General features: G+C 40.2%; 16 protein-coding genes. 15 read left to right on the plus strand and 1 reads right to left on the minus strand.

Features of this window, described 5'->3' with window-relative positions:
* The first annotated feature begins 27 nt into the window (after nt 1-27).
* The 7 genes from LQ227_RS14870 to LQ227_RS14900 all read left to right on the plus strand — a co-directional run bounded on the left by LQ227_RS14870 (nt 28) and on the right by LQ227_RS14900 (nt 11385).
* Nucleotides 28-1164 (plus strand): exo-alpha-sialidase, encoded by a 1137-nt coding sequence (locus tag LQ227_RS14870; protein ID WP_230149812.1) that lies wholly within the window; start codon nt 28-30, stop codon nt 1162-1164.
* Between the two features lie 235 nt (nt 1165-1399).
* Nucleotides 1400-2692 carry an acetylxylan esterase gene (locus LQ227_RS14875; protein ID WP_230149814.1) on the plus strand — a complete coding sequence of 431 codons (1293 nt, stop codon included), beginning with the start codon at nt 1400-1402 and terminating at the stop codon, nt 2690-2692.
* Between the two features lie 5 nt (nt 2693-2697).
* Nucleotides 2698-3627, plus strand: coding sequence for a sugar phosphate isomerase/epimerase (locus LQ227_RS14880; protein ID WP_230140870.1), 930 nt, complete (start codon nt 2698-2700; stop codon nt 3625-3627).
* A 117-nt stretch (nt 3628-3744) separates the two neighbouring features.
* Nucleotides 3745-6213: an L-rhamnose mutarotase gene (locus tag LQ227_RS14885; protein WP_230149816.1), complete on the plus strand. Its 2469-nt coding sequence runs from the start codon at nt 3745-3747 to the stop codon at nt 6211-6213.
* Nucleotides 6214-6279: 66 nt separating this feature from the next.
* Nucleotides 6280-7365: a Gfo/Idh/MocA family protein gene (locus LQ227_RS14890; protein WP_230149818.1), complete on the plus strand. Its 1086-nt coding sequence runs from the start codon at nt 6280-6282 to the stop codon at nt 7363-7365.
* A gap of 147 nt (nt 7366-7512) precedes the next feature.
* Nucleotides 7513-9099 (plus strand): sodium/solute symporter, encoded by a 1587-nt coding sequence (locus tag LQ227_RS14895; protein WP_230149820.1) that lies wholly within the window; start codon nt 7513-7515, stop codon nt 9097-9099.
* Nucleotides 9100-9219: 120 nt separating this feature from the next.
* Entirely contained in the window at nt 9220-11385 is a 2166-nt protein-coding gene (locus LQ227_RS14900; protein WP_230149822.1) for an amylo-alpha-1,6-glucosidase, read from the plus strand.
* Between the two features lie 837 nt (nt 11386-12222).
* On the opposite strand, the gene LQ227_RS14905 is transcribed toward LQ227_RS14900, so the two are convergent.
* The gene (locus tag LQ227_RS14905) at nt 12223-12996 is read right to left on the minus strand and encodes an IclR family transcriptional regulator (protein WP_230140880.1); all 774 of its coding nucleotides are present in this window, start codon (nt 12994-12996) and stop codon (nt 12223-12225) included.
* A gap of 275 nt (nt 12997-13271) precedes the next feature.
* On the opposite strand from LQ227_RS14905, the gene LQ227_RS14910 reads away from it, so the two are divergent.
* The 8 genes from LQ227_RS14910 to LQ227_RS14945 all read left to right on the plus strand — a co-directional run bounded on the left by LQ227_RS14910 (nt 13272) and on the right by LQ227_RS14945 (nt 25896).
* Nucleotides 13272-16031, plus strand: a complete 2760-nt coding sequence (locus tag LQ227_RS14910; protein ID WP_230149824.1) for a family 78 glycoside hydrolase catalytic domain — start codon at nt 13272-13274, stop codon at nt 16029-16031.
* Entirely contained in the window at nt 16028-17140 is a 1113-nt protein-coding gene (locus LQ227_RS14915; RefSeq protein WP_230149825.1) for a glycosylase, read from the plus strand. Before LQ227_RS14910 ends, LQ227_RS14915 begins: the two co-directional genes overlap by 4 nt.
* A gap of 1 nt (nt 17141) precedes the next feature.
* Nucleotides 17142-19703 (plus strand): glycoside hydrolase family 2 TIM barrel-domain containing protein, encoded by a 2562-nt coding sequence (locus LQ227_RS14920; protein WP_230149827.1) that lies wholly within the window; start codon nt 17142-17144, stop codon nt 19701-19703.
* A gap of 252 nt (nt 19704-19955) precedes the next feature.
* Nucleotides 19956-21116 (plus strand): ABC transporter substrate-binding protein, encoded by a 1161-nt coding sequence (locus LQ227_RS14925; protein ID WP_230149829.1) that lies wholly within the window; start codon nt 19956-19958, stop codon nt 21114-21116.
* A complete protein-coding gene (locus LQ227_RS14930; RefSeq protein ID WP_230149830.1) occupies nt 21113-22264 on the plus strand; it encodes a CaiB/BaiF CoA-transferase family protein in 1152 nt (383 codons plus the stop codon). Before LQ227_RS14925 ends, LQ227_RS14930 begins: the two co-directional genes overlap by 4 nt.
* Before the next feature lie 158 nt (nt 22265-22422).
* Nucleotides 22423-23586: a CaiB/BaiF CoA-transferase family protein gene (locus LQ227_RS14935; RefSeq protein ID WP_230140921.1), complete on the plus strand. Its 1164-nt coding sequence runs from the start codon at nt 22423-22425 to the stop codon at nt 23584-23586.
* The gene (locus tag LQ227_RS14940; protein WP_230149831.1) at nt 23579-24817 is read left to right on the plus strand and encodes an extracellular solute-binding protein; all 1239 of its coding nucleotides are present in this window, start codon (nt 23579-23581) and stop codon (nt 24815-24817) included. Before LQ227_RS14935 ends, LQ227_RS14940 begins: the two co-directional genes overlap by 8 nt.
* Nucleotides 24814-25896 (plus strand): Gfo/Idh/MocA family protein, encoded by a 1083-nt coding sequence (locus LQ227_RS14945; protein WP_230149832.1) that lies wholly within the window; start codon nt 24814-24816, stop codon nt 25894-25896. Before LQ227_RS14940 ends, LQ227_RS14945 begins: the two co-directional genes overlap by 4 nt.
* Nucleotides 25897-25948: the final 52 nt, after the last annotated feature.

Genomic DNA, 25948 nt, shown 5'->3' on the forward strand with positions numbered 1-25948 from the left:
TAATCACCTCGAAGAGAAAAAAGAATTATGATATCAAAAAAAATATATATCGCCATCAATCTAATTTTTGCGTCCACCATTTGTGCCAACGCCCAGGTTGAAAAATGGCAAAGCGGCATCGTAAAACAAGAATTCCTATACGACAAAGCACCATTCCCATCCTGTCACTCTGCAACAATCGCAGAAACGCCAACGGGTTTGGTGGCCTCATTTTTTGGAGGAACAAAAGAACGGAATCCTGATGTAGAAATCTACATCAGTCGCTTTGTAGATGGCAAATGGTTAGCGCCGTTTTCGGTTGCAAATGGTATCCAGCCTGATGGTAAAAGATTACCTACATGGAATCCGATTTTATATCAGGTTTCCGGTGGAGATTTACTGTTGTTTTATAAAATCGGTCCAAAACCATCAGAATGGTGGGGCATGATGAGAACCTCAAAAGATGGCGGTAAAACCTGGTCGGATGCTACAAAATTGCCCGATGGTTATATCGGCCCTGTAAAAAACAAACCAGTTTTGCTAAGCAATGGAAATCTTTTTGCACCATCAAGCAAAGAAGGCGACGGCTGGAAAATCCACTTCGAGGTAACCAAGGATAACGGTAAAACCTGGAGAACCGTAGGACCATTGCCTGAAAATGGAATTAAAGCCATTCAACCAAGCATTTTGCAACATGGAAATGGGAAATTGCAGCTATTGGCCAGAACAGCAAATCGTGCCATTGTAGAATCCTGGTCTGATGATAACGGCGAAACCTGGTCGGCATTAACCAAAACTTCATTACCCAATAACAACTCCGGTACAGATGCGGTAACCATGAAAGATGGTCGCCATGTATTGGTTTACAACCATGTTTTGCCACCAGGAGATTTAGCCAAAGGACCGCGTACCCCATTAAATGTTTCGGTTTCAAAAGACGGAAATAAATGGTCGGCCGCATTGATTTTAGAAGATTCACCCATCAGTCAGTATTCTTATCCTGCGGTGATTCAAACTTCTGATGGCATGTTACATTTCATTTATACCTGGAGAAGAGAGAAAATTAAACATGTTGTGGTTGATCCTTCGAAGCTAAAATTAAAGAAAATCAAAAATGGCATTTGGCCGAAATTAAAAGGTTATACAGCTCCGGTAATTACCGAAACTAAAAATGAGGAGGGTTAAGATGGTAAATTTAACTAGACACGCCATTTCGAGATTTTGGCAATCGTCATTGCGAGGAGACACACACTGTAGCCGAGAAATCTTAAGTAAGGGAACTCGTCCCCCTTTGGAGGGGGCAGGGGGAGGAATTTTGAGAAGTGGGTATTTACTAGCCATTTTTTTATTTGCATTTAATAATCTCTCCGCCCAAATCCAAAACAGCGATAACCTCTATAAAAAGCCGCTTGTAGAAGTTTTGAAAGAGATCCAAGCACGCTTCAGGGTACAGATCAAATATTCAGAACCACAGGTAAAAGATAAATGGGTGAACTATGCAGAATGGCGCTTTCGTGCAAACGTTGATGAAACGCTTGCAAACGTGCTTGCCCCTTTGGATATGAAAGTAAACAAAGAGAAACCTGGTGTTTACAAGTTGAAAGAATACGAATATTACCGTTGGGAGGTTCAAGATGGATGGGCCTATCTGGATAGTTTGGCAACAAAATACCACGACCAGGCCAGTTGGGAAAAACGTAAGGCACAAATAAAGCCCGAATTATACCAAGCCTTATTGTTATCGCCATTGCCTGCCAAACCAAATTCAAAACCGATTATCACGGCGAAAAGAATTTTTGACGGGTATTCGGTAGAAAACATTGCACTGGAGATTTTACCTGGGGTTTGGATTAACGGTTCACTATATAAACCGTTAAATTTTAAAGGGAAAATCCCATTGGTTTTAAGTCCTGACGGACACTGGGAAAAACAACGTTTTAGACCTGATTGCCAGATCCGCTGTGCAATGATTGCCAGAATGGGTGCTATGGCTTTTAGCTACGACTTATTTGCCTGGGGCGAATCGATGCTCCAGTTTAAATACGAAGATCACCGCAAAAGCTTGGCACAAACCGTTCAGGCTTTGGGCGGAATCAGGATTTTAGACTACTTCAGTGCGCTAAAAGAAACCGATACAGCCAGAATTGGTATCAGTGGAGGTTCGGGTGCAGGAAGTCATTCCATTTTAATGACTGCCATGGATGACAGGATTAAACTAAGTGCTCCTGTAGTGGCGATGTCGTCTTACTTTTATGGTGGCTGCCCTTGTGAAAGCGGAATGCCAATCCATCAATGTGGCGGCGGAACTGATAACGTTGAATTGGCTGCAATGGCAGCACCTCGTCCCCAGTTATTGGTGTCAGATGGTAGCGATTGGACGGCACACACACCCGAACACGATTTTCCTTATCTACAAAAAATGTACAGTTACTATGGTGTAAAAGATAAAGTCGAAAATGTTCACCTCCCGGATGAAAAACATGATTTTGGCATTAATAAGCGCATTGCACTTTACGATTTCCTAATCAAAAACTTCAAACTAAATGGTACTGCAGTTAAAGATAAAGCTGGTAAATACAATGAAAGTAAAGTAACCATCGAAAAGGAAAATGCCCTTTATGTTTTTGGTGATAAAGGTGAAAAACTCCCTAAAAATGCAGTAACGGGATTTGAAAATCTGGAAAAATTATTCCCGTTAAGCACAAGTAAATAGTGGATATGGAGCATCAAAACAGAAGGTCTTTTATTGGTCATGTAGCGCTGCTAACAGGCGCTTTAATGATCCCAAATCAATTGCTTTTGGCAGTGGAGAAAAAGAACAATTATAAAGTTGCCGTGATTGATTTAATGATTTTAAAACGTCAGAAAATCAGCGCTTTGCCACTCGCAAAAGAAATCGGTGCTGACGGATTGGAAATTGACATGGGCGGCCTGGGTGATCGCGTAACATTTGATAACAAATTAGCCGATCCAAAAATCAGGCAGGAGTATCTGGATAAAGCAAAAGAGCTGAACCTCGAAATCTGCTCGCTGGCGATGACCGGATTTTATGCGCAATCATTTGCCAAGCGACCAACTTATCAGAAAATGATCCAGGATTGTTTGGATACTGCCAAAGCAATGCATATTAAAGTAGTTTTTCTGCCTTTGGGCATTCAAGGTGATTTGGTTAAAAACCCTGAACTGCGCGAACCTATTGTTGAACGGTTAAAAGTTGCTGGAAAGATGGCCGCCAAAGCGGGAATTACAATTGGAATTGAAAGTGCTTTAGATGCAAAAGGAGAATTACAATTGTTAAAAGATATTGATTGCAAGCATGTTAAAAGTTATTTCAATTTCTCTAATGCCATTAAGAATGGAAGAGATTTACACCAAGAGCTGAGAATTTTAGGCAGGAAGAACATCGTTCAAATCCATGCCACTAATGAAGATGGTGTTTGGTTACAGAACGATCCAAAGATCGACCTCAATAAAGTAAAAGAAACACTTGATGATATGGGTTGGAAAGGATGGCTGGTTGTAGAAAGAAGTCGGGATGCCAAACAGCCCACCAATGTAAAATATAATTTCAGCGCTAATACCAGCTACCTGAAATCTGTGTTTCAAAGTGAGGGTCCGTCATTGCGAGGCACGAAGCAATCTCAATAGCAAAATTATAAAATGGTTTTAACTACAATAATCCAAACAATACAGCTGCCTTGGTTCGTGTCTCCACGAACCAAACAAACTAAACCATTTTTTAGTCTGCTGTTTTTTTTATCATTATTGTGTTTTAAAGTTAATGCAGCAGATATTTACGTATCCATAAATGGCAATGATACTAATGTAGGAACCAAGGAAAAGCCCTTGGCAACGCTACATTCTGCCATCAGAAAAGCCCGCGAATTGAGGCGTTTGAATGATGCTTCTACTAAGGATGGAATCCGGATTATAATCGGCAAAGGGTTTTATCAATTGCACGAACCCGTAGTTCTTCGCCCTGAAGACTCTGGCACAAAAGATAGTCCGACAACAATTACTTGCGCACCTAACGAAAAAGTTATTTTGAGTGGAGGCATTCAGATAAAAAACTGGAAAAAGTTGAATCACACCATTGCTGGTCTGCCAAAAGAATCTGTTGGGAAGGTTTGGGTAGCTGATATTCCAAATTTAGATGGGGGCGACCTACAGTTCAGACAGCTATGGGTAAATGGCAATAAGGCCGTTCGTGCAAAAAACTATAATGGAGAAGAAATGGGAAGGATTTTATCATGGGATAGCGAAAAGCAAACCTGTAAAATTCCACTTCAAAAGAATATCAGTTTAGCCAGTATCAAAGGAATGGAAATGCTGATCCACCAATGGTGGGCCATTGCAAATCTTCGTGTAAAGTCTGTTAAAATTGTAGGTAATGCTGCTGAACTTTCTTTTATGCAGCCCGAAAGCAGGATTCAATCCGAGCATCCCTGGCCAGCACCATGGATGTCAGACAAAACAGGGAATTCTGCTTTTTACCTTACAAATGCCATTCAGTTCTTGAACGAACCTGGTGAATGGTTTGAAGATTTACAGTACCACAAGCTTTATTATTGGCCTAAAGCATCAGAAAATATGCTAAATGCCGAGGTTATTGCTCCGGCTTTAGAAAACTTGGTTAAAATAGAGGGAACAATTGATCAACCGGTTTCTTACGTGAATTTCAAGGGTATTTCATTTCAGCACTCCACCTGGTTGAGACCATCAAAACAAGGTCATGTTCCTCATCAGGCCGGCATGTACATGCTTGATGCCTATAAACTCGAAAAAGCCGGGACACCAGACAAACCTACGCTAGAAAATCAGGCCTGGGTTGGTCGTCCGGCTGCTGCAGTCGAAGTGAGTTATGCAAACAACACAACCTTTCAATCTTGCCGGTTCGAACACCTGGCATCAACAGGTTTGGATTATAAAAAAGGAACTGCAGATAATGCAATCAATGGCAACTTATTTAAGGATATTGGTGGTTCAGCCATTCTAATCGGAACCTTCTCTGATGAAGCGACCGAAGTACATTTGCCTTACAATCCCACAGATCAAAGAGAAATTTCGACGAACAATAAAATTGAGAACAACCTGATTACCGATGTAACCAACGAAGATTGGGGCGCTGTTGGTATAGGCGCAGGATATGTTCGGGGCATTAAAATTCTGCATAACGAAATCAATGATGTGTCTTATTCCGGCATCAGCGTGGGTTGGGGATGGACGAAAATCCGAAATGCGATGGAAAACAATACCATCAGCGGCAATAAGATTCATCACTACGGAAAACACATGTACGATGTAGCCGGAATTTATACACTATCTGCTCAGCCCGGATCATTCATTACCGAAAATGTAGTCGATAGCATTTACAAAGCGCCATATTCGCATCTGCCTGATCATTGGTTTTATCTTTATACCGATGAAGGTTCTTCGTATTTTACCATCAAAAACAATTGGACGCCAACTGAAAAGTACCTTCAGAATGCCAACGGGCCAGACAATTTATGGGAAAGTAACGGACCAAAAGTTTCCGATCATATCAAACAAAGTGCGGGTTTAGAAAAGCCTTTCCAATATTTATTAAAAGACAAAGCCAATTATTCAAAAAGAGGCATCAATCAGGCTGTAGATCAATCTGTTGTATTCGAATTGGTTTTTAAAACGGGTAATCTGCCAGGTAACAATGCCTTAAAAACTTTCGCTAAAGAAAATAACCTCCTGCCAGGTTCAATCTATAAATGGAACAACCGATTGGTAATTTATACTTTAAGTTTAAAGGGGGAGAGCTTGCAGCAAACTTTAAAACGTTTAAATGCGACAGAAATTAAATTGTACGACAATCTGTTTTACGACTTTAACAGAGAAAAGAATTGTGGCGATAAACCAGTAGCAGAATGGGATAACATCATTTTATCAGCCAATTTGGTGAAAGATGAAAAACTCCAGAAAGAATATCTGGCTTACCATAAAACACAGTTCGAAAAATGGCCAGAAATTTCAAAAGGATTTTGTAAGGCCGAGTTTCAGCGGTTGGCCATCTTTAAAAACGATAGACAGTTAATGCTGATCATTAGTATTCCCAAAGGAAAAAGTTTAGATGAATTGAATCCAAAAACCACTGAGAACAATCCAAAAGTAAACGAATGGAATGCAATAATGAAAAAATACCAGGAAGGAATTGAAGGAACAAAGCCAGAAGAGGTTTGGGTTTTCTTTAAACCGATAGAATAGAAGACTTATTGTCCCCCTTTGGAGGGGGCAGGGGGAGGAAAACAATAACGCTTAAAAAATAATATCATGTTAAGATTAGGGATTTTAGGTTTAGGAGAAGGCAGAAGCACCATTTCTGCATCATTGGCAAGCAAAAAGTTTAAGCTTATCCAGATTTGCGATGCCAATAAAAAGCTTTGCGAAGAACGGGCTTTAGAATTTGATTTTCAAAACTGGACAACCAATTACGAGGATATGTTAACCAGCGACAAAATCGATATGATTGCGATTTACACACCAGATCATCTACATTTTGAGCACATTAAACTGGCGCTTGAACATGGGAAGCATGTGGTGTGTACCAAACCATTTATCGATGATTTAGCTCAGGCCAATGAGCTGTTGGAGTTAGCAAAGAAATCAAGAAAAAAGATTTTCGTAGGGCAAAGCTCCCGTTTTTTTGAGCCTGCCATGCGCCAGAAAAAAGATTTTGATAAGGGCTTAATCGGAGAACTGATCACTATCGAAAGTCATTACCACGCCGATCATCGCTGGTTTCTGGAAAAAGGCTGGTCGTTAAAACAATCATTTAAATGGTTGTATGGCGGTTTAAGTCACCCCGTTGATTTTATCAGGTGGTACATGCCAGATATTGAAGAAGTTATGGGTTATGGCATGTTGAGTAGCAACGGTTTAAAAGCCGGACTGAAAAATCAGGATACCATGCACTTTATTTTTAAAGCAAAAGATGGCAGAATTGCGCGGGTTAGCGGTGCTTATACTGGCCCAACACAGCCTGCAAGTCGCGATAGTGGCATGAGCTGTATCCTGCGCGGAACGGAAGGTGCTAGTCAGGCCGATTACCATGAACTGCGTTATTCTGTTACAACCAAAACCGGCGAAGAAAAGATCATCACCTGGGGCGATTCTACTTTAAAGCACTATTTCCGTTTCGAAGGACAAAGCCATCACGCCGGAGAATACCAGAATTATTTAGAATATTTTGCAGATAGCATCAACAATAATTTTACCGCATACCCTGATTTAAAAGAAGGCATCGGAACCGTTGCGCTATTACAAGCGATGGATCAATCGCTAGCAACAGGCTTGCCAGTAAAAGTTGATGAAATTTTGAAAGCAAATCACATTACCAGGGAATCGATAGGATTGTAATTGTTTGCCACGGAGACACAGAAAACACGGAACATAATGCGCCGTGGTTCGTGTCTCCACGAACCACTCGTGACAAATCATGAAGATCTGTGTCCATCTGTGGCTAAAAACTATCAAATAATACAACCGAACTAACCAAATAAACCAATGGGAAACATTGTAGAACGTTTAACCAATTTAGATTACATCATTGTCATCGCATACCTCGTTATCCTGATCATCATTGGTTATCGGGCCAGTTTTTCTAAAAAGAAAAACGACGATGAGACCTTATTTTTGGCCAATAAATCCTTAAACTGGAGCAGCATCGGTTTCAATATGTGGGGTACCAATGTTGGTCCGTCGATGTTATTGGCTTTTGCAAGTATTGGCTATAGTACCGGTATCGTAGCGGTTAATTTCGATTGGTATGCCTTTATCTTTTTATTCTTACTGGCCATTGTTTTCGCACCTAAATACCTTGCCGCCAAGGTAAGTACCATGCCTGAATTTATGGGCAACCGTTATGGCGATTCCACTCAAAACATCCTCGCCTGGTATGCGCTGGTTAAGATTTTAATCTCCTGGTTATCGCTCGGTTTGTTTGCCGGGGGCTTTTTGGTCCGCCAGATTTTGGGCATACCCATGTGGCAATCGGTTACCGTATTGGTCGCTTTTGCGGGACTGTTTACCTTTTTCGGTGGTTTAAAAGCCATTGCTAAAGTAAATGTTTTCCAAATGATTTTATTGATTGCCGTTTCATTATCGCTCATGCTTTTGGGACTGAATAAAGTTGGTGGACTTTCTGCTTTATATCAAAAAACACCACATCATTTCTGGAATTTAATCCAACCCGCCAGCGATCCAAAATATCCATGGTATGCCATTTTATTGGGTTATCCGGTTGCAGCTGTGGCCTTTTTCTGTACCGATCAATCGATGGTTCAATCTGTTCTGGGTGCTAAGAACTTAAAACAAGGGCAATTGGGCGTGAGTTTTATTGGCTGGCTAAAAATACTCTCATTACCGTTGTTTATCGGAACAGGAATCCTTTGTTATGTGTTATTTCCTGGCTTAAAAGATCCGAACGAAGCTTATATGACCATGGTAACCAATTTATTTCCTCCCGGTATGAATGGCCTGGTAATCGTTGTGCTGATTGCGGTTTTAGTAGGTACAATTGGCTCTTCTTTAAACTCTTTAAGTACCGTTTTTACGATGGATATTTATGTAAAGAAAATAAACCCACAGGCGAGTAATAAACAAATTATCCGCATTGGCCGCTGGGCAGTTGTTGCAGGATGTATTTTTGCGGTTGTAGTGGTTTTGGCCATCGATAACATTAAAGGATTGAATTTATTCGATGTTTTTCAATCGGTTTTGGGCTTTATTGCGCCGCCGCTGTCGGTCGTGTTTTTACTCACCGTTTTCTGGAAAAGAACCACAAGAAAAGCGGTGAATTTTACACTATCCATTGGCTCAATTTTAAGCTTGGGCGTTGGGGTAACTTATCTCTGGATTTTGCCATCAGATAAATATATCTGGCCACATTACCTGATGTTATCATTTTTCATTTTCGCAGGACTAATGATCATCGCGATTTTGATTTCTTTACTGGATAAATCACCAAGTATTTACACCGTTAATGAAGAACACCAGGCCAATATAGAAAAACCAGCAAGAACAGTTTGGATTTCGTGGATAGCGCTCGCAATCGTAATGGTTGCACTTTACATTTTCTTTAATGGGCATTAAAAAATAGAAGAATCGTCATTTCGACTGAAGTGTAACGGAATGGAGAAATCTATGAAGTTGTAATTGCTAAAGATTTCTCCACTACGGTCGAAATGACGATAAATATAAAAACTAAACGACATGAAAAACTTTCAAAAACTTATCCTCATTGCCATTTTTACCTGCTCGGCAGTACAGCTTTTCGCACAAAAAGCCTCCTGGATCTGGTATCCGGGCGATTTAGATATTTACATGAGCAATGTGATGCAGAACCGCAGAACCGAAAGAGGATCTTTTTTCCCCGTCTTCTGGAAAATGGATAGCCATTATGTTTTGGTAGATTTTCACAAAGAATTTAATCTTGCTCAATCTGAAGAGGTTAAATTGTTTGTAGAAGGTACTTACAATGTTAAAATCGATGGTCAAGCCATTACAGGTTTTCCAAAAAGCATTCAAATTCCGGCAGGAAAACACAAATTGAGTTTGAAGGTGTATAGCCAGGCACATGTTCCGGCAATTTTTGTTCAGGGTAAAACGGTAGTTTCTGATGATACCTGGCTCGCTACTTTCGAGGATAAAGAATGGATCGATGCGAGTGGAAAAACCTCTGATAAATCGGGAACTACCTTTGTTTCAGCAGGCTCATGGAATTTAACCGATCCAACTCAATTGCCATCGCAGTTTAAATTGCCTGTTGTTGCACAATCGGCTCTTAAAACAGAAAAAGTAAACAATGGTGCAGTTTCTGATTTCGGAAAGGAAACCTTTGGTTTTATAAAAGTACATGGTTTAAAAGGAAAAGGAAGGCTGAGTATCTATTACGGAGAATCGAAAGAAGAGGCCTTATCAACCGATAAATGTGAAACCTTAGATTATCTTGACATTGACCGTTCTCAGAAAAAAGATTCAATTATGCCACTTTCAAAGGCCTTCAGATATGTAAATTATCAATCTGAAGGTGCAGTATCTGTCGATTCTGTTTCTATGTTGTACGAATATGCACCTGTAACAGAAAGAGGGAGTTTTAAATCTTCGGACACTGAGCTAAACAAAATCTACGATGTAGCCAAATATACCTTTCATTTAAACACCCGCGAGTTCTTTATCGATGGGATAAAACGCGATCGGTGGGTATGGAGCGGCGATGCTTATCAAAGTTATTTGATGAACTATTATTCATTTTTTGATGCACCTACTGTAAAACGGACTTTATTGGCTCAGCGTGGAAAAGATCCTGTAACGGCGCACATCAATACCATTATGGATTACTCTTTTTATTGGTTTTTAGGGATTTATGATTACTATAAATTTACCGGCGACCAGAAGTTCGTACAGGATATTTACCCGCGGATGCAGTCGCTAATGACTTATATCGATGGAAGAAAGAATAAAAACGGCCTGTTAGAGTGGATGCCTGGTGACTGGATTTTTATCGATTGGGCAGATAAACTGAGTAAAGATGGTGAAGTAAGTTTCGAACAGTTGTTATATGCCAGGAGTTTAGAAACAATGGCTTTATGTGCCAAATTAGCCAATGACACAGAAGGCATTGCCAAATACGACAAACAGGCTAAAGAACTGAAAAACAAGATTTTTGAACTTTATTGGAATGAGCAAAAAAGTGCTTTAGTGCATAGCCGGATTGACGATAAACAAACGGATAATGTAACCCGTTATGCCAACATGTTCGGGATTTTCTTTGATTATTTTAGCCCGGAGCAAAAGCTAGCCGTTAAGAAAAATGTACTCTTAAACGATAAAATAGCCAAAATTACCACACCTTATATGCGTTTTTACGAGCTCGAAGCATTATGTGCCATGGGCGAACAACCTTATGTATTAAAGGAAATGAAAAATTATTGGGGTGGCATGTTAAAACTGGGTGCAACTTCTTTTTGGGAGGAATACAACCCGGATAAAAAGGGAACCGAACACTTGGCGATGTACGGCCGCCCGTTTGGAAAAAGCCTTTGCCACGCCTGGGGTGCAAGTCCGATTTATTTATTGGGAAAATATTATTTAGGTGTACAACCTACAACACCTGGTTATGAAACGTACACCATTGAACCTAATTTAGGTGGTTTGGAATGGATGGAAGGTAAAGTCCCAACAGCAAATGGTGATATTTCAGTGTTTTGTAGTAAAAAAGAAATCAAAGTTTCTTCTCCAACAGGTGCAGGTAAACTAAAGGTAAAAAGCAAAACCAAACCTGTTGTAAAAGGTGCTGAAGTTAAAGAATTATCGAAGGGGATTTATGAAGTAACAATCGAAAAAGGTAAGGATTATAACGTGAAGTATTCTGGTTAGTTTGGGCTAACGCTCGTTTCTAACGAGCGTTGAATAGCTTTTCGTTTACAAACGATAAAATCGTAAAGTTATTTATGCACTCGTTGGGAAACGAGCGCAAGCCATGCTGTACTGGGGGTGGTCAATATCATTTAGAAAAGCGGGGTTCGGTGCTTTTAGGTTATGAAAGCCCTGCTCTCCCTCCAAGTCCTCACTCATTCTTCGCTCCGGGCTTTCCGTTCTATCAGGTTTATTTAACCAAACTCAGTTGTTCTTGGCTACACATCAACCTGTCTATAGCTTATTGCCATAGATACCGCATTGGGGATTGCAAGGGTTCTGGGCTAACGCTCGTTTCTAACGAGCGTTGAATAGCTTTTCATTTACAAACGATAAAATCGTTTATCTATTTACGCACTCGTTGGGAAACGAGCGCAAGCCATGCTGTACTGGGGGTGGTCAATATCATTTAGAAAAGCGGGGTTCGGTGCTTTTAGGTTATGAAAGCCCTGCTCTCCCTCCAAGTCCTCACTCATTCTTCGCTCCGGGCTTTCCGTTCTATCAGGTTTATTTAACCAAACTCAGTTGTTCTTGGCTACACATCAACCTGTCTATGGCTTATTGCCATAGATACCGCATTGGGGATTGCAAGGGTTCTGGGCTAACGCTCGTTTCTAACGAGCGTTGAATAGCTCGTCGTTTACAAACGATAAAATCGTAAAGTTATTTATGCACTTGTTGAGAAACGAGCGCAAGCAATTAAGAGAAATGTCATAATAGAGGGTAGTTTACGCTCATATCAGTTAGCAGTTATATCAGCGATTAGAAAGTCAAAGCCCCCTTTTTGGAGGTTGGGGGTTAAACCCCAATCCGCTGTTCTATTTTTTTAACACATTTATAGGCCTCGGCAAGGATCACATCATTTTCAATCGCTTGATCTACATTTATCGCATTTAACATCGAAATGGTTAAACAGGCGATAATTCCATTATTGCCATTAATACCAATTGGTACCGAAAGATCGGTTACACCAGAAACAGAATCACTATTTTTGAAATAAGAGCCTGTTTGCTGAATATCTTCCAATGAAGTCAAAAAATCTTCTTGCTGGGCTTTAGCATATTTCTTAAAAATGGAATTGTTTTTTAATGTTGTGCTACGCTCAGCCTCAGGCATGTAAGCCAATAAAACCTTACCCGATGCGGTTAGTGGCAAAGGAAACAAATTTCCCTCTTCAATAGAAAGCGCAATCGGCCCAGGACTTTTCGCATGAATAATCACCATTACCTGGTTCATGTACAAAATACTCAAGTGGCAAGATTGACGGATACTGTTTGCCAGTTCCTCTAATGGAAACTGGGCAGCTTTACGCAGCTCATCAATAGGCGAGTGCCGGTGTGAGAGGTAAAAAAGCTTTAACGACAGCCTATACTTACCAGAAACTTCATCACGTAAAATATAACCACGACTTTCCAGACTCATCAACATCCTGTAAATTTCGTTTGGCGTTTTCTCAATACCAATAGCAATTTCAGTTTGAGACAATGGGATAGATTGTGCTGATAAATACTCCAATATATCAAGTCCTTTATCCAAAGCAGGGGCTTGGTACTTCGATTCTTTTTCGTTCATGCGGGTTTAAATTTGGCTGTATCGTATTTTTTACAATTTCAAACATACAAAATGCTTTCTTATTTATCCAAGAGAAGATTTTGTATAATTTAAATACGAATATATGTTTTCATATTTAAAAAAAACATTTATATTTGAATTAGAGATAGTATTTTAAAGTTACGGAATTTAAAAGGCTTAATTCTATAGAATTGAGAATTTATTTCTGAAAAAATTTATCACTGATGACCATTTATAAACCTAACCAAAACATCCGAAACGGTGTGCAATAGTGAATGAGCAAACTTGTAATATTTTCTTGGCTTTATCTGTTAAGCATTCCGCTTTTTGCGCAAGATATTAAGGTTGCTCAATTGAATTGTGCGTATCGTAATAATCCTATTGGCATTGATGTTCTTTCGCCGGCTTTGAGCTGGAAACTGCAATCTGCTAAACACAATATCATGCAAACAAGCTATCAAATCGTAGTTTCTAGCAGTTTAAGCAATTTAAATAAAAATATTGGGGATGTTTGGGATACTCAAAAAGTAAACTCAGGCCAATCATTACAGATTAAATATCAAGGTAAAAAGTTATTATCAAGTAAAACCTATTATTGGAAAGTCCGTGTTTGGGATAATTTCGGGCATGAATCTGGCTGGAGCGCTTCGGCCTTTTGGCAAATGGGATTGCTCAACACAGTCGATTGGAAAGGCGCAAAATGGATTGCCTACGAAAAGCTGGCGGATTCTAACGTAAATAGCCTGCCAACGGATGGTAAAAAAGACAAATACATAGGCAATAACATCTTGCCAATGTTCCGCAAAGGTTTTACGGTAACGAAGACAATTAAAAAAGCTACAGCTTTTATTTCTGGTTTAGGCCATTTTGAAATGAGTTTAAACGGAGCGAAAGTTGGCGATGACTTTTTAGCACCCGGCTGGACGAAGTATGATAAAGAGGTCTTGTACCTGACTTATGATTTAACTAAACTGCTTAAGAGAGGTGAAAATGCAATAGGAGTGATGCTGGGCAATGGTTTTTATTATATTCCTCCTGTTAAAGAAAGGTATAGAAAATTAAAGGTAGCCTATGGTTATCCGAAAATGATCTGCAGGTTGTTGATCGAATATACGGACGAAACTTCAGCGAATATCATCAGTAACCAAAGTTGGAAAACCGCACCATCGCCCATAACTTTTTCAAGCATTTATGGCGGTGAAGATTACAATGCCAACCTTGAGCAAAAAGGATGGAATTTAGCAGGTTTTAACGATAACAAATGGAAATCATCGTTATTGGTTGATGGTCCGAAGCTAAATGCACAGAAAGAAGAACCTGTAAAGATTTTCGAAAATTTTTCACCTCAAAATATTAATCCGGTTGCCAATGGCGAATGGGTTTATGATATGGGCCAGAACGCTTCTGCAATTATCGAATTGAAAGTACGGGGTAAAAAAGGAGATACTATCCGCATTACCCCAGCCGAATTATTAAAAGCAGATGGTTCGGTAACACAAAAGAATATCGGCAGCCCATCTTATTTTACCTACATTTTAAAAGGAGATGGTTTGGAAATCTGGCGACCTAAATTCTTTTATACAGGCTTTCGTTACCTCCAGGTTAAAGGAGCAGTTCCGAGTGGCAAAGAAAATCCATCTAACAAATCGGTAGTAGAAGATTTAAAAGCTTTACATATCCGAAATGCTGCTGAGCAGGTAGGTAAGTTCTCATCGTCTAACGAGTTGTTCAATAAAACTTTCAGCCTGATCGATTGGGCGGTTAAAAGCAACATGGTGAGTGTTTTTACCGATTGTCCACACCGTGAAAAATTGGGCTGGTTAGAGGAACTGCACTTAATGGGCAGCTCTGTACGTTATAATTACAATGCTGCACCGCTTTTCAAAAAAGCCTTGCAAGACATGAAAAACTCGCAACTGGCCAGTGGTTTAATTCCTGAAATTGCACCTGAATATGTAAAATTTGAATGGGGTGGCGATATGTTCCGCGATTCGCCTGAATGGGGCAGCAGTGGCATTTTAATGCCATGGTATTTATATCAATGGTATGGGGATAAACAAGCTATGACTGATTATTACCCGATGATGCAACGCTACATCAATTATTTGGGCACTAAAGCAAATAACCACATTTTATCGCAAGGTTTAGGCGATTGGTATGATATTGGGCCAAAACCTCCCGGCGTTTCTCAGTTAACCCCAATGGGCATTACGGGTACAGCCATTTATTATTATGATTTAAAAATTTTAGAAAAAACGGCTACGCTGCTAGGCAAAAAAGCTGATGCAATGGCCTATGCAAAACTTGCCCTTGAAGTGAAAGATGCTTTCAACCATAAATTCTTTGATGCAAAAAGCAAACAATATGCAACGGGATCTCAAACTGCAAATGCAATGGCGGTTTATATGGAACTGGTTGAAGAAAAGCATAAAAACGCAGTGATCGAGAATTTGGTTAAAGATATCAGAGATCGCAAAAACAGTTTAACAGCAGGTGATATAGGTTATCGTTATGTGTTGCGTGTTTTAGAAGATGCCGACAAATCGGACGTGATTTTTGATATGAACAGCCGTTCGGATGTACCTGGTTATGGCATGCAGCTGGCCAAAGGCGCAACGGCTTTAACCGAATCGTGGGCCGCTTTGCCAACCGTATCCAACAATCATTTTATGCTCGGGCACTTAATGGAATGGCTGTATAGTGGTGTTGGCGGCATCCGTCAGGCAGAAAATTCAATCGCTTTTAACCATATTAAAATCGAACCGGAAGTGGTGGGCGATTTAACCTCAGCTGATGTGCATTACAATTCTCCTTATGGCAAAATTTCTAGCAAATGGAAAAAAACAGACCAAACTTTTACACTGGAGGTGAATATCCCGGTAAATACAAAAGCAACAATTTATTTTCCGGTTTTGCCGAAATATGAAATCTCCGAAGAAAACAATTCGACATTTACGGATGCAGGAATAGCAGACGGGAAAGCTAAGGTTGTTATAGGATCAGGTTATTATAAGTTTAATTTAAAGTACAAATGAAAAAGATAATCCTCGCATTTTTCCTTTTTGTAAGTGCATTAAAATTGAATGCGCAAACCATTAATCCTGTTTCAGCCGAAACCATGGAAAAGATTTATCAGGAAGTAAAAACGCCTTATAAATATGGCTTGGTAATGGTTCCTGAAGATAATCAACATAAAATGGATTGCCCAACAGTTTTCCGTAAGGGAAAGTTTTGGTACATGACCTATCTTATTTTTAGTGGTCGTGGTTACGAAACCTGGCTGGCAAAAAGTAAAGATTTATTGCACTGGGAAAATCAGGGCAAATTGATGTCGTTTGGCGATGCTGGCCATTGGGACGATAACCAAAAGGCAGGTTATAATGCCTTATTGGATACCAAATGGGGCGGAAGTTATACCGCAAATCAGTTCGATGGTAAATATTGGATGTCGTATTTCGGTGGTAAAGAAAAAGGTTACGAAGTAGAGCCTTTATCCATCGGGATAGCTTATACCACAAAAGATCCATCAATAGTTCAGGAATGGAATAGGCTCGATAAACCTGTTCTGGCTTCGGGTGATGCAGATGTACGTTGGTGGGAAAACCGGAACAAACTTTTTAAAAGTACAGTAATTGAAGATAAACAAAAATTAACCGGACATCGGTTTGTAATGTACTACAATGCTGTCGGCGATTCTTTAGCAAACAATAAAAAAACACGCTGGTACGAACGGATCGGCATGGCAGTTTCTGATGACATGGTTCATTGGCAGCGGTTCAATAAAAATCCAGTTGTTCATCACCCCGTGGGCATTACTGGAGATGCTGTAATTCAAAACATTAATGGAACCTGGGTAATGTTTTACTTTGGTGCTTTCTGGCAAGATCGAAAAGGTTCATTTAACCGCTTTGCCGCCTCAAATGACCTGGTAAACTGGACCGATTGGACAGGCAATAACTTAATAGAATCGTCAGAGAAATACGATGAATTATACGCGCATAAATCTTTCGTACTGAAATATAAAGGCACGGTGTACCATTTTTATTGTGCAGTAAATAAACTAGATCAGCGCGGCATTGCTGTGGCTACATCGAAAGATTTGGGTAAGAGTAAAGTGAATTTTGTAAGCGAAACAAAGAAATAACATGAGAAGGCTACCTAATTTTAAAGTTGTAATTTTTCTGACATTCGGTTTGTGGGCGTCCCATCATTGCGAGGCACGAAGCAATCCTAATGCGAAAGAACAGCCAACCCATAGTAGTAAGATTGCTTCGTGCCTCGCAATGACGACCAATCGAGATAAGATTAGGCCAGAACCCCGCACCAGAACCAGCTTTAACAAAGATTGGAAATTCTTTTTAGGGTACGAAGCAAATGCAAAATCTCCAGCATACAACGATCTTAAATGGAGAAAACTCACTTTACCGCATGATTGGAGTATTGAAGGCAAATTCGACGAGAAAAATCCTGCAAAACCTGAAGGTGGTGGTTTGCCTACAGGTATAGGCTGGTACAGAAAAGAATTTACAGCTCCTGCCAATTTTAAGGATAGATTAATCACCATCGAATTCGACGGCGTCTATAAAAATAGTGAGGTTTGGATCAATAGTCAATACCTGGGCAAAAGGCCTTACGGCTACAGCTCTTTTTCTTACGAGATCAGCAAATTCTTAAAAGCTGGGAAAAATATCATTGCAGTTAAAGTTGATAATTCAGCACAGCCTGATTCGCGTTGGTATTCTGGTTCAGGGATTTACAGAAATGTGTGGCTTACATCTGCAGCAAAAGTTTCAATCAAGCGCAATGGCACTTTTGTAAAAACCTTTATACTCAGTGGCGATAAAGGTCAGAGCAACGAAAGCAGAAAATTAAAACCCGGTGAAAGTATTGCTTCAGTAAATGCAGAAATCGAGATTGAAAATAAATTCAGCACAAAAGGTGCTTATAAAATGCTAACAACCATTTTGGATGATAAAAATATCCAACTGCAAAAAAAAGAATGGCCACTCAATACCAGCGAAAATTCTACAACAATGTCGATTAATGGTCTTGGAATAGCTAACCCCAAACTATGGTCTGTTGATCATCCGACCATGTACAAGTTGGTGGTAGAAATTGCACAAGCTGATGGAAAGATCATTGATCAATATGTAACACCTTTTGGCGTTCGTGAATTCAATTTCGATGCAGCTAAAGGCTTTTCATTAAACGGAAAACCTATGAAAATTTTAGGCGTTTGTTTGCATCACGATTTAGGTGCCCTGGGTGCTGCTGTGAATGTGAGGGCAATGGAACGCCAACTGGAAATAATGAAAGTAATGGGCGTGAACGCCATCCGTACAGCCCATAACCCACCTGCTCCTGAGTTTTTAGATCTATGTGATAAAATGGGCTTCTTGGTTATGGATGAGGCTTTCGATATGTGGGTGAAAAAGAAAACCAAAAACGATTACCACCTCGATTTTCCAGTCTGGCACAAAAGAGATTTGGAAGATATGATTAAACGCGATCGTAACCACCCATCCATTATCCTTTGGAGCATTGGCAACGAAATCCGCGAGCAGTTTGACAGTACAGGCATTGCTCTTACCAAAGAATTGGTTGGCATCGTTAAAAACTTAGATAAAACCCGGCCCGTAATCTCTGCTTTAACAGAAACAAAAGCCGAAAAAAACTTTATCTACCAAGCCAATGCATTAGATGTTTATGGATTAAACTACAACCACAAACTGTATAAAGATTTCCCTAAAAATTATCCTGGCGTTAAGTTTCTGGCTACAGAAACCACTTCCGCTTTAGAAACCAGGGGTTTTTACGACACAGCCGATACCATCCGTCGTTGGCCAAAAGATGGAAAAACGAAGTTTACGGAAGGAAATAATGAGTGGTCGGCATCGGCTTACGATAATGTTTCAGCTTATTGGGGTTCTACACACGAAGAAACCTGGGCAGCAGCAAAAAAATATGATCATGTTTCAGGTTTATTTGTTTGGACAGGTTTCGATTACCTGGGGGAGCCTTTACCTTATCCTTGGCCAGCAAGAAGCTCATACTTTGGAATTGTTGATTTGGCAGGTTTCCCGAAAGATTCGTATTACATGTACCAAAGCGAGTGGACAAATAAACCTGTGTTACACCTACTGCCGCATTGGAACTGGAAACAAGGAAAACCGGTAGAAGTTTGGGCGTATTACAACAATGCTGATGAAGTAGAATTGTACCTGAACGGAAAATCTTTAGGAAAAAAATCAAAACAGGGCGATGATTTACATGTGCTTTGGAATGTGTCTTTTGAACCTGGAACTTTAAAAGCAGTATCCCGTAAAAGTGGCAAAGATGTTTTAGTACGTGAAGTTAAAACCGCAGGAGATCCGGCAAAGATTGAATTAATCGCAGATAGAAAAAATATTAAAGCTGATGGTAAGGATTTATCGTTTGTAACCGTTCGCGTTTTAGACGCTGCTGGCAATGTAGTTCCCAATGCAGATAATCTGATTGATTTTCAGGTTGAAGGTGTTGGTTCTATAGCAGGTGTTGATAATGGGTTTCAGGCAAGTTTAGAGCCTTTTAAAGCCAATTACCGTAAAGCTTTCCATGGTTTATGTTTAGCCATTCTTCAATCAACAGAAAAAACCGGAACCATAAAATTAACAGCTTCATCAGCTGGTTTAACATCATCATCGATAATTATAAAAACGGGAAAATAGAATACAGAAATGAATCTTTGGCCGTGGTTCGTGTCATCAAGAACCACAAATTTAAAACCTATCGGTTGATGGCTCACCAACCGAAATAAGTAAAATAAGAACATTGGTCGGTGGAGACACCAACCATTAGAGAAACAGGTAAATAGAGTAAAAAGAAATGAATCTATCGGTTGGTGTCTCACCAACCGAAAAAATTAAAATAAAAACATGGTAGGTGGAGACAACAACCATTAGCTAAAAAGAAGAAATACAGTGGAGAAGACGATAAATTTAAAAGGAATAACCTGGAACCATAGCCGCGGGCTTTTGCCGATGGTGGCTACGGCACAGCGATTTTCTGAATTGTACCCAAATGTAAACATCACCTGGGAGAAAAGAAGCTTGCAGCAATTTGCCGATTTTTCAATCCAGGAGCTGGCAGAACGATTTGATCTGTTGGTAATCGATCATCCCTGGGCAGGTTTTGCCGCAAAAACAAAATCAATAGTACCCTTGGATCTTTATCTTTCTAAAGAATATTTGAAAGATCAGGAGGAAAATTCTGTTGGCCAATCATACGAGAGTTATTTTTATAATGAACACTTATGGGCTTTACCGATAGATGCGGCAACTCCTGTAGCAGCTTCAAGACCAGATTTATTTGCTCAAAAGGATTTGCAATTGCCTAAATCTTTTGAAGATCTATTGGCACTTGCCAATAAAGGTTTAGTTGCCTTTGCAGGTATTCCCATCGATGTTTTAATGAATTTTTATACCCTTTGCTGCTCTTTAGGGGAAGATCCTTGTCAAGGTGATGAGCAGGTGGTTTCTAAGGAAATTGGTGTTCGGGCATTGCAAATGTACCGGGAACTGGCTTCCAAAATAGATAAGGCAAACTTCGGTCGAAACCCGATCCAGGTATATGAAGCAATGACTTTAACAGACGAAATTGCGTATTGCCCGTTTGCTTATGGCTACTCAAACTATTCGCGTAATGGTTATGCCCGCAAAACCCTGCATTTTCACGATATGATTGCTTTAGATGGTAAAACCAATCTGAGAAGCACATTGGGTGGAACAGGTTTAGCCATTTCTGCCAAATGCAAACAATTGGAAATTGCCGCTAAATATGTAGAATTCGTAGGTTCACCGGCTTGTCAGTCTACTTTGTTTTTTGAGAGTGGTGGTCAGCCAGGGCATTTGGCGGCATGGAAAAATGAAGAAGTCAACCGCCAGAGCCAGCATTATTTCCTGAATACTTTACCGGCCTTGCAAAGAGCTTTTCTCCGTCCACGTTACCATGGTTCGATGTATTTTCAAGACCATGCAGGCGATGTGGTGCGCGATTATTTAATGAATGGAGGCGATGAAATCCAGGTTTTATCGGCTATGAACAAATTATATCAGCAATCTAAAAGTTTAGTGTTATCATGAACAGACCGCTTGAAGGACTTTTGGTTTTAGAGTTTTGTCAATTTTTGGCAGGACCATCGGCTGGTTTGAAACTGGCCGATTTAGGTGCCCGTGTGATTAAAATCGAACGACCAAAAACAGGCGATGCTTGCAGGTCTTTATCCATTAAGAATCTTTTTGTCGATGAAGACAGCCTGCTTTTTTATACCATCAACCGGAATAAAGAAAGTTATACCGCAGATTTAAAAAATCCAGAAGATTTAGAACGACTTAAAAAATTAATCAGCAAGGCGGATGTGATGACACATAATTTTAGACCAGGAGTAATGGAAAAAATTGGTCTGGATTATGAAAACGTTCAAAAAGTCAATCCAAAAATTGTTTACGGAATGGTAACCGGCTATGGGAGTGAAGGCCCTTGGAAAAACAAGCCAGGTCAGGATTTATTGGTACAATCCGTTTCTGGATTAACATTTTTATCGGGTGTTGATGTAGACGGACCAGTTCCTTTCGGACTTTCCGTTTCGGATATTATGTGCGGAAACCATTTGGCACAAGGTATTATGGCCGCTTTAATCAAAAAGGCAAAAACCAATAAAAGTGTTTTGGTTGAGGTGAGCTTGCTCGAATCCATTTTAGATGTACAGTTTGAAGTATTAACCACTTACTTAAACGATGGTGGTAAATTGCCCGATAGAAGCGGAGCAAAAGGCAGTGCACACGCTTATTTAAGCGCTCCTTACGGCATGTACCAAACCAACGATGGTTATATCGCCATGGCCATGGGCAACCTGCCAAATATCTGTACGATCATCAATTGCGATATTACCGATCTGTATGTGGAGGCAGGTTCAGCATTCGAAAACCGCGATAAATTAATTGTCCGCCTCGCCGAAACCTTTAAAAAAGAAGATACAAAACATTGGGTTGATCTTTTGGAAGGCCATGGTATTTGGTGTGCAGAAGTATTAAATTATCAAACGGCTACAGCATTGAATACCTATAAAAGCCTACAGATAGAACAGGAATTGGATTTAGATGAAGGTAAAAAAATAAAGACAACAGTAAGCCCGATTAGATTGGATAATGAAAAGTTATTTGCCAGTAAAGCAGCACCAAAACTTGGTTTTGATACAGCTGAGATTAATAAAGAGTTTGAATTAAGTTAATAAAATTGGTCGTCATTCCCGCGCAGGCGGGAATCTTAAAGCGCATTGCATTACGATTCCCAATCGACTCGATAGCTATCGGGTTGGGAATGACGACCCATAAAAGATTGTTTCGTGCCTCGCAATAACGTAGTACGAAATTAAAAATAAACAAAATTATGCTACCGCTTGAAGATTATTTAGTTATCGATTTCAGCCAGTTCCTATCGGGGCCATCAGCAAGCTTGCGCCTGGCCGATATGGGTGCGCGTGTAATCAAAATTGAGCGTTTGGGTGTAGGCGATATTTGCCGTACGCTTTATACCTCAAATCTGATTATGAACGGCGAATCATCTGTTTTTCATGCCATCAACCGGAATAAAGAAAGCTTTGAAGTTGATTTAAAACGCGAAGAAGATTGTGAAATGGTACGCGAACTGCTTAAAAAAGCAGATGTAATGATCCATAATTTCCGACCAGGGGTAATGGAGCGTTTAGGTTTCGATTATCAATCCGTTACCGCTTTAAATCCAACCCTAATTTATGGCGAAATTTCAGGCTATGGCAACAACACGGAATGGAAAAACAAACCCGGACAGGATTTACTTTTACAATCGGTTACCGGCCTAACCGCTTTAACCGGAAATGCCGGTAGTGGCCCTGTAGCCATGGGTTTATCCATTGTAGATATGTTGGCAGGCGCCCACTTGGCGCAGGGAATCCTGGCCTGTTTGTATAGAAAAGCGCTAAAAAACGTAGGTGGTTTTGTGCAGATCAGCATGATGGAATCCGCTTACGATTTCCAGTTTGAAACCATCACCACTTTTATGAATGATGGCGGATCTTTGCCCCAACGTTCTAAAAAGAACAATGCAAATGCATATTTAGGCGCTCCTTATGGGATTTATCAAACAGAAAACGGATATTTAGCCCTGGCGATGGGTTCAATTCCACAGTTGGGAAATTTACTTGGCTGCGAGAAATTGGAAGAATATGTGGAAGTGAGCGAAGCATTCGATAAACGTGATGAGATTAAGGCCATTTTGGCCGATCATCTTTTATCGGCGACTACCGAAAAATGGCTTTCCATTTTAGAACCTGCCGATATTTGGTGTGCCGATGTATTAAACTGGAATGCTTTAATGGCCCATGAGGGTTTTAAGGTGTTGAAGATGGTTCAGGAAGTGGAAATGATTGATGGGTATAAATATGAAACCACCAGATGCCCGATCCGCATTGATGGCGAATTATTGACTTCAGCAATTGGTTCGCCAAAATTAGGACAGGATAATGAAAAAATTATCAAAGAATTTATAACACAGCATAGCACTACAAATGCATAACCAAGTAGAAACTTTCAGGATAGCCGTTCGTAAATTTGCGCCATTTGAAGCTGCCATGCAGAAATTCTGGGAACAATATTGTACAAGTTCGGGCTGTACACTAAAGTTGGATATGGTGGTAATGGACCTGCACGAACTTTACGACAGCACCATCACTCAAAAAGGTTTGGCAAAAGGCGATTTTGATCTAGCGCACATCAGTACCGATTGGGTTTTAGAAGGCTATTCAGACAATGATTTCGAAGTATTAAATCCCTACATCAACAAAAACAAACCCGACGATTTCCCGAGGGGATGGAGCAAATCGCTTTTAGGGCTGCAGCGCTTCGGCTGGGAAGTGGTTGGCTTGCCATTTCATGATGGACCAGAATGTTTTATTTATAGAAGAGACTTATTCGAAAGTGAAACCGAAAAGGCTCAATATTTTGCTCAATTCGGCAAAACCTTAACTGCACCCAAAACCTGGGAAGATTTTCATCAGATTGCCCGTTTTTTTAACCGTCCTGAACAAAATTTATATGGCAGTATTTTCGCCTGTTATCCCGATGGCCACAATACCGTTTTTGATTTTGCTTTGCAATTATGGACGAGGGGCGGAACACTGGTCGATAAAAATGGTTTTATCCAGATTAATACCCAGGCAGCCGTTGATGGTTTAAACTTTTACCGTAAAATTGTTAACGATAGAACTGCTGTTCATCCAAAATCTGCAGCATTCGAATCTGTAGCTGCCGGAATAGCCTTTTCGCAAGGTGAAGCCGCCATGATGATCAATTGGTTCGGTTTTGCGGCCATGTGCGAAGTAGATTCGGACTCTAAAGTAAAAGGAAAAATTGATGTTGAACGATTGCCATGCGCTCCAGGTAAAAACTCAGCTTCGCTAAATGTTTATTGGCTTTACACCATTGCAAAGGGCAGTAAAAATAAAGACATCGCCTACGATTTTCTTCGCTTTGCACTGGCTGCAGAACAGGATAAACAGCTCACGTTAGCAGGAGGGATCGGCTGCAGGATTTCGACCTGGAAAGATGAAGAGATCAACCAGGCTATTCCTTATTATCATAAACTAGAACAGTTGCACGAGGTGGCCAATATGTTGCCACAGAAACAAAATTGGGCTGCTATTGCCGCTATCATCGACCAAATGGTTCTACAGGCCATCAATACGGATGATGCTACCGAAGCGCTTATCCAGCGTGCACAGAACCAGATTAATGAAATTGACAAATGAGTATTGATATCAAATATAAACCCGAACTACCACAGACCAAACAGCCCATCATTATTATTGGTGCGGGGGGAATAGTGTCAGATGCGCATCTACCAGCGTATAAAATGGCTGGTTTTGAAGTACATGGCATTGTTAACCGGACGAAAGAGCGGGCACAGAAATTGGCTGATGCTTTTGGAATTCCAAACGTATACAATTCAGTGGCCGAAGCAGTAAAATTGGCACCAACCAATGCAGTTTACGATTTAACCATCATGCCAGAACAGTATATTGAAACGCTACAACAGTTACCTGATGGAAGTGCTGTGCTGATTCAAAAACCGATGGGCGATGATTTTACACAGGCAAAAGAAATCCTCGAACTCTGCAGAACCAAGAATTTAAAAGCGGCTATAAACTTTCAGTTGCGTTTTGCGCCATTTGTAAGTGCAGCAAAATACATCATCGATAAAGGTTTAATCGGCCAATTATACGATATGGAAGTCCGCGTAACGATTAAAACGCCATGGGAGATTTTTCCGCATGTAATTATTCATCCACGTTTAGAAATTCAATACCACAGCATTCATTATGTTGATTTGATCCGTTCATTTTTGGGTAATCCTGAGAGTATTTTAGCAAAAACATTAAAACATCCGGCGAAAAGTTTGTCATCATCTCGTTCTACGATTTTATTCGATTATGGAGATACGATGCATGCAGTAATTAACACCAATCACGACCACGATTTCGGACCAAATCACCAGGAAAGTTATATTAAATGGGAGGGAACCAAAGGCGCAATAGTAGCTAAAATTGGCCTATTGATGGATTATCCCCATGGTGTACCTGATGTTTTTGAATACTGTATTGTAGAGGATGGAAAATCACCAGAATGGCAAACCGTTAAATTGGAGGGCTCTTGGTTTCCAGAGGCTTTTATTGGTACAATGGCCAATTTAATGCGTTATAATGAAGGTTCAAGCGATGTTTTATATACCAGTGTCGAGGATGTAATCCAAACCATGGCCGTGGTAGAAAGTGCCTACCAATCGAGTGATGTTGGTGGGGTAAAGATTAAAGAACAATTAAAAGGGTAAATTATTAATAAAATCGTCATTGCGAGGAGGCACGACAAAGCAATCTTTTTAA

This window comes from Pedobacter sp. Bi27 (assembly GCF_918698255.1).
Lineage (GTDB): Bacteria > Bacteroidota > Bacteroidia > Sphingobacteriales > Sphingobacteriaceae > Pedobacter.

Coding starts and splice junctions, on each gene's coding strand:
- LQ227_RS14935 (WP_230140921.1), top strand. CDS start 22,423: ATGCTACCGCTTGAAGATTATTTAGTTATCGATTTCAGCCAGTTCCTA.
- LQ227_RS14945 (WP_230149832.1), top strand. CDS start 24,814: ATGAGTATTGATATCAAATATAAACCCGAACTACCACAGACCAAACAG.
- LQ227_RS14940 (WP_230149831.1), top strand. CDS start 23,579: ATGCATAACCAAGTAGAAACTTTCAGGATAGCCGTTCGTAAATTTGCG.
- LQ227_RS14920 (WP_230149827.1), top strand. CDS start 17,142: ATGAGAAGGCTACCTAATTTTAAAGTTGTAATTTTTCTGACATTCGGT.
- LQ227_RS14870 (WP_230149812.1), top strand. CDS start 28: ATGATATCAAAAAAAATATATATCGCCATCAATCTAATTTTTGCGTCC.
- LQ227_RS14915 (WP_230149825.1), top strand. CDS start 16,028: ATGAAAAAGATAATCCTCGCATTTTTCCTTTTTGTAAGTGCATTAAAA.
- LQ227_RS14905 (WP_230140880.1), bottom strand. CDS start 12,996: ATGAACGAAAAAGAATCGAAGTACCAAGCCCCTGCTTTGGATAAAGGA.
- LQ227_RS14895 (WP_230149820.1), top strand. CDS start 7,513: ATGGGAAACATTGTAGAACGTTTAACCAATTTAGATTACATCATTGTC.
- LQ227_RS14890 (WP_230149818.1), top strand. CDS start 6,280: ATGTTAAGATTAGGGATTTTAGGTTTAGGAGAAGGCAGAAGCACCATT.
- LQ227_RS14880 (WP_230140870.1), top strand. CDS start 2,698: ATGGAGCATCAAAACAGAAGGTCTTTTATTGGTCATGTAGCGCTGCTA.
- LQ227_RS14900 (WP_230149822.1), top strand. CDS start 9,220: ATGAAAAACTTTCAAAAACTTATCCTCATTGCCATTTTTACCTGCTCG.
- LQ227_RS14930 (WP_230149830.1), top strand. CDS start 21,113: ATGAACAGACCGCTTGAAGGACTTTTGGTTTTAGAGTTTTGTCAATTT.
- LQ227_RS14910 (WP_230149824.1), top strand. CDS start 13,272: ATGAGCAAACTTGTAATATTTTCTTGGCTTTATCTGTTAAGCATTCCG.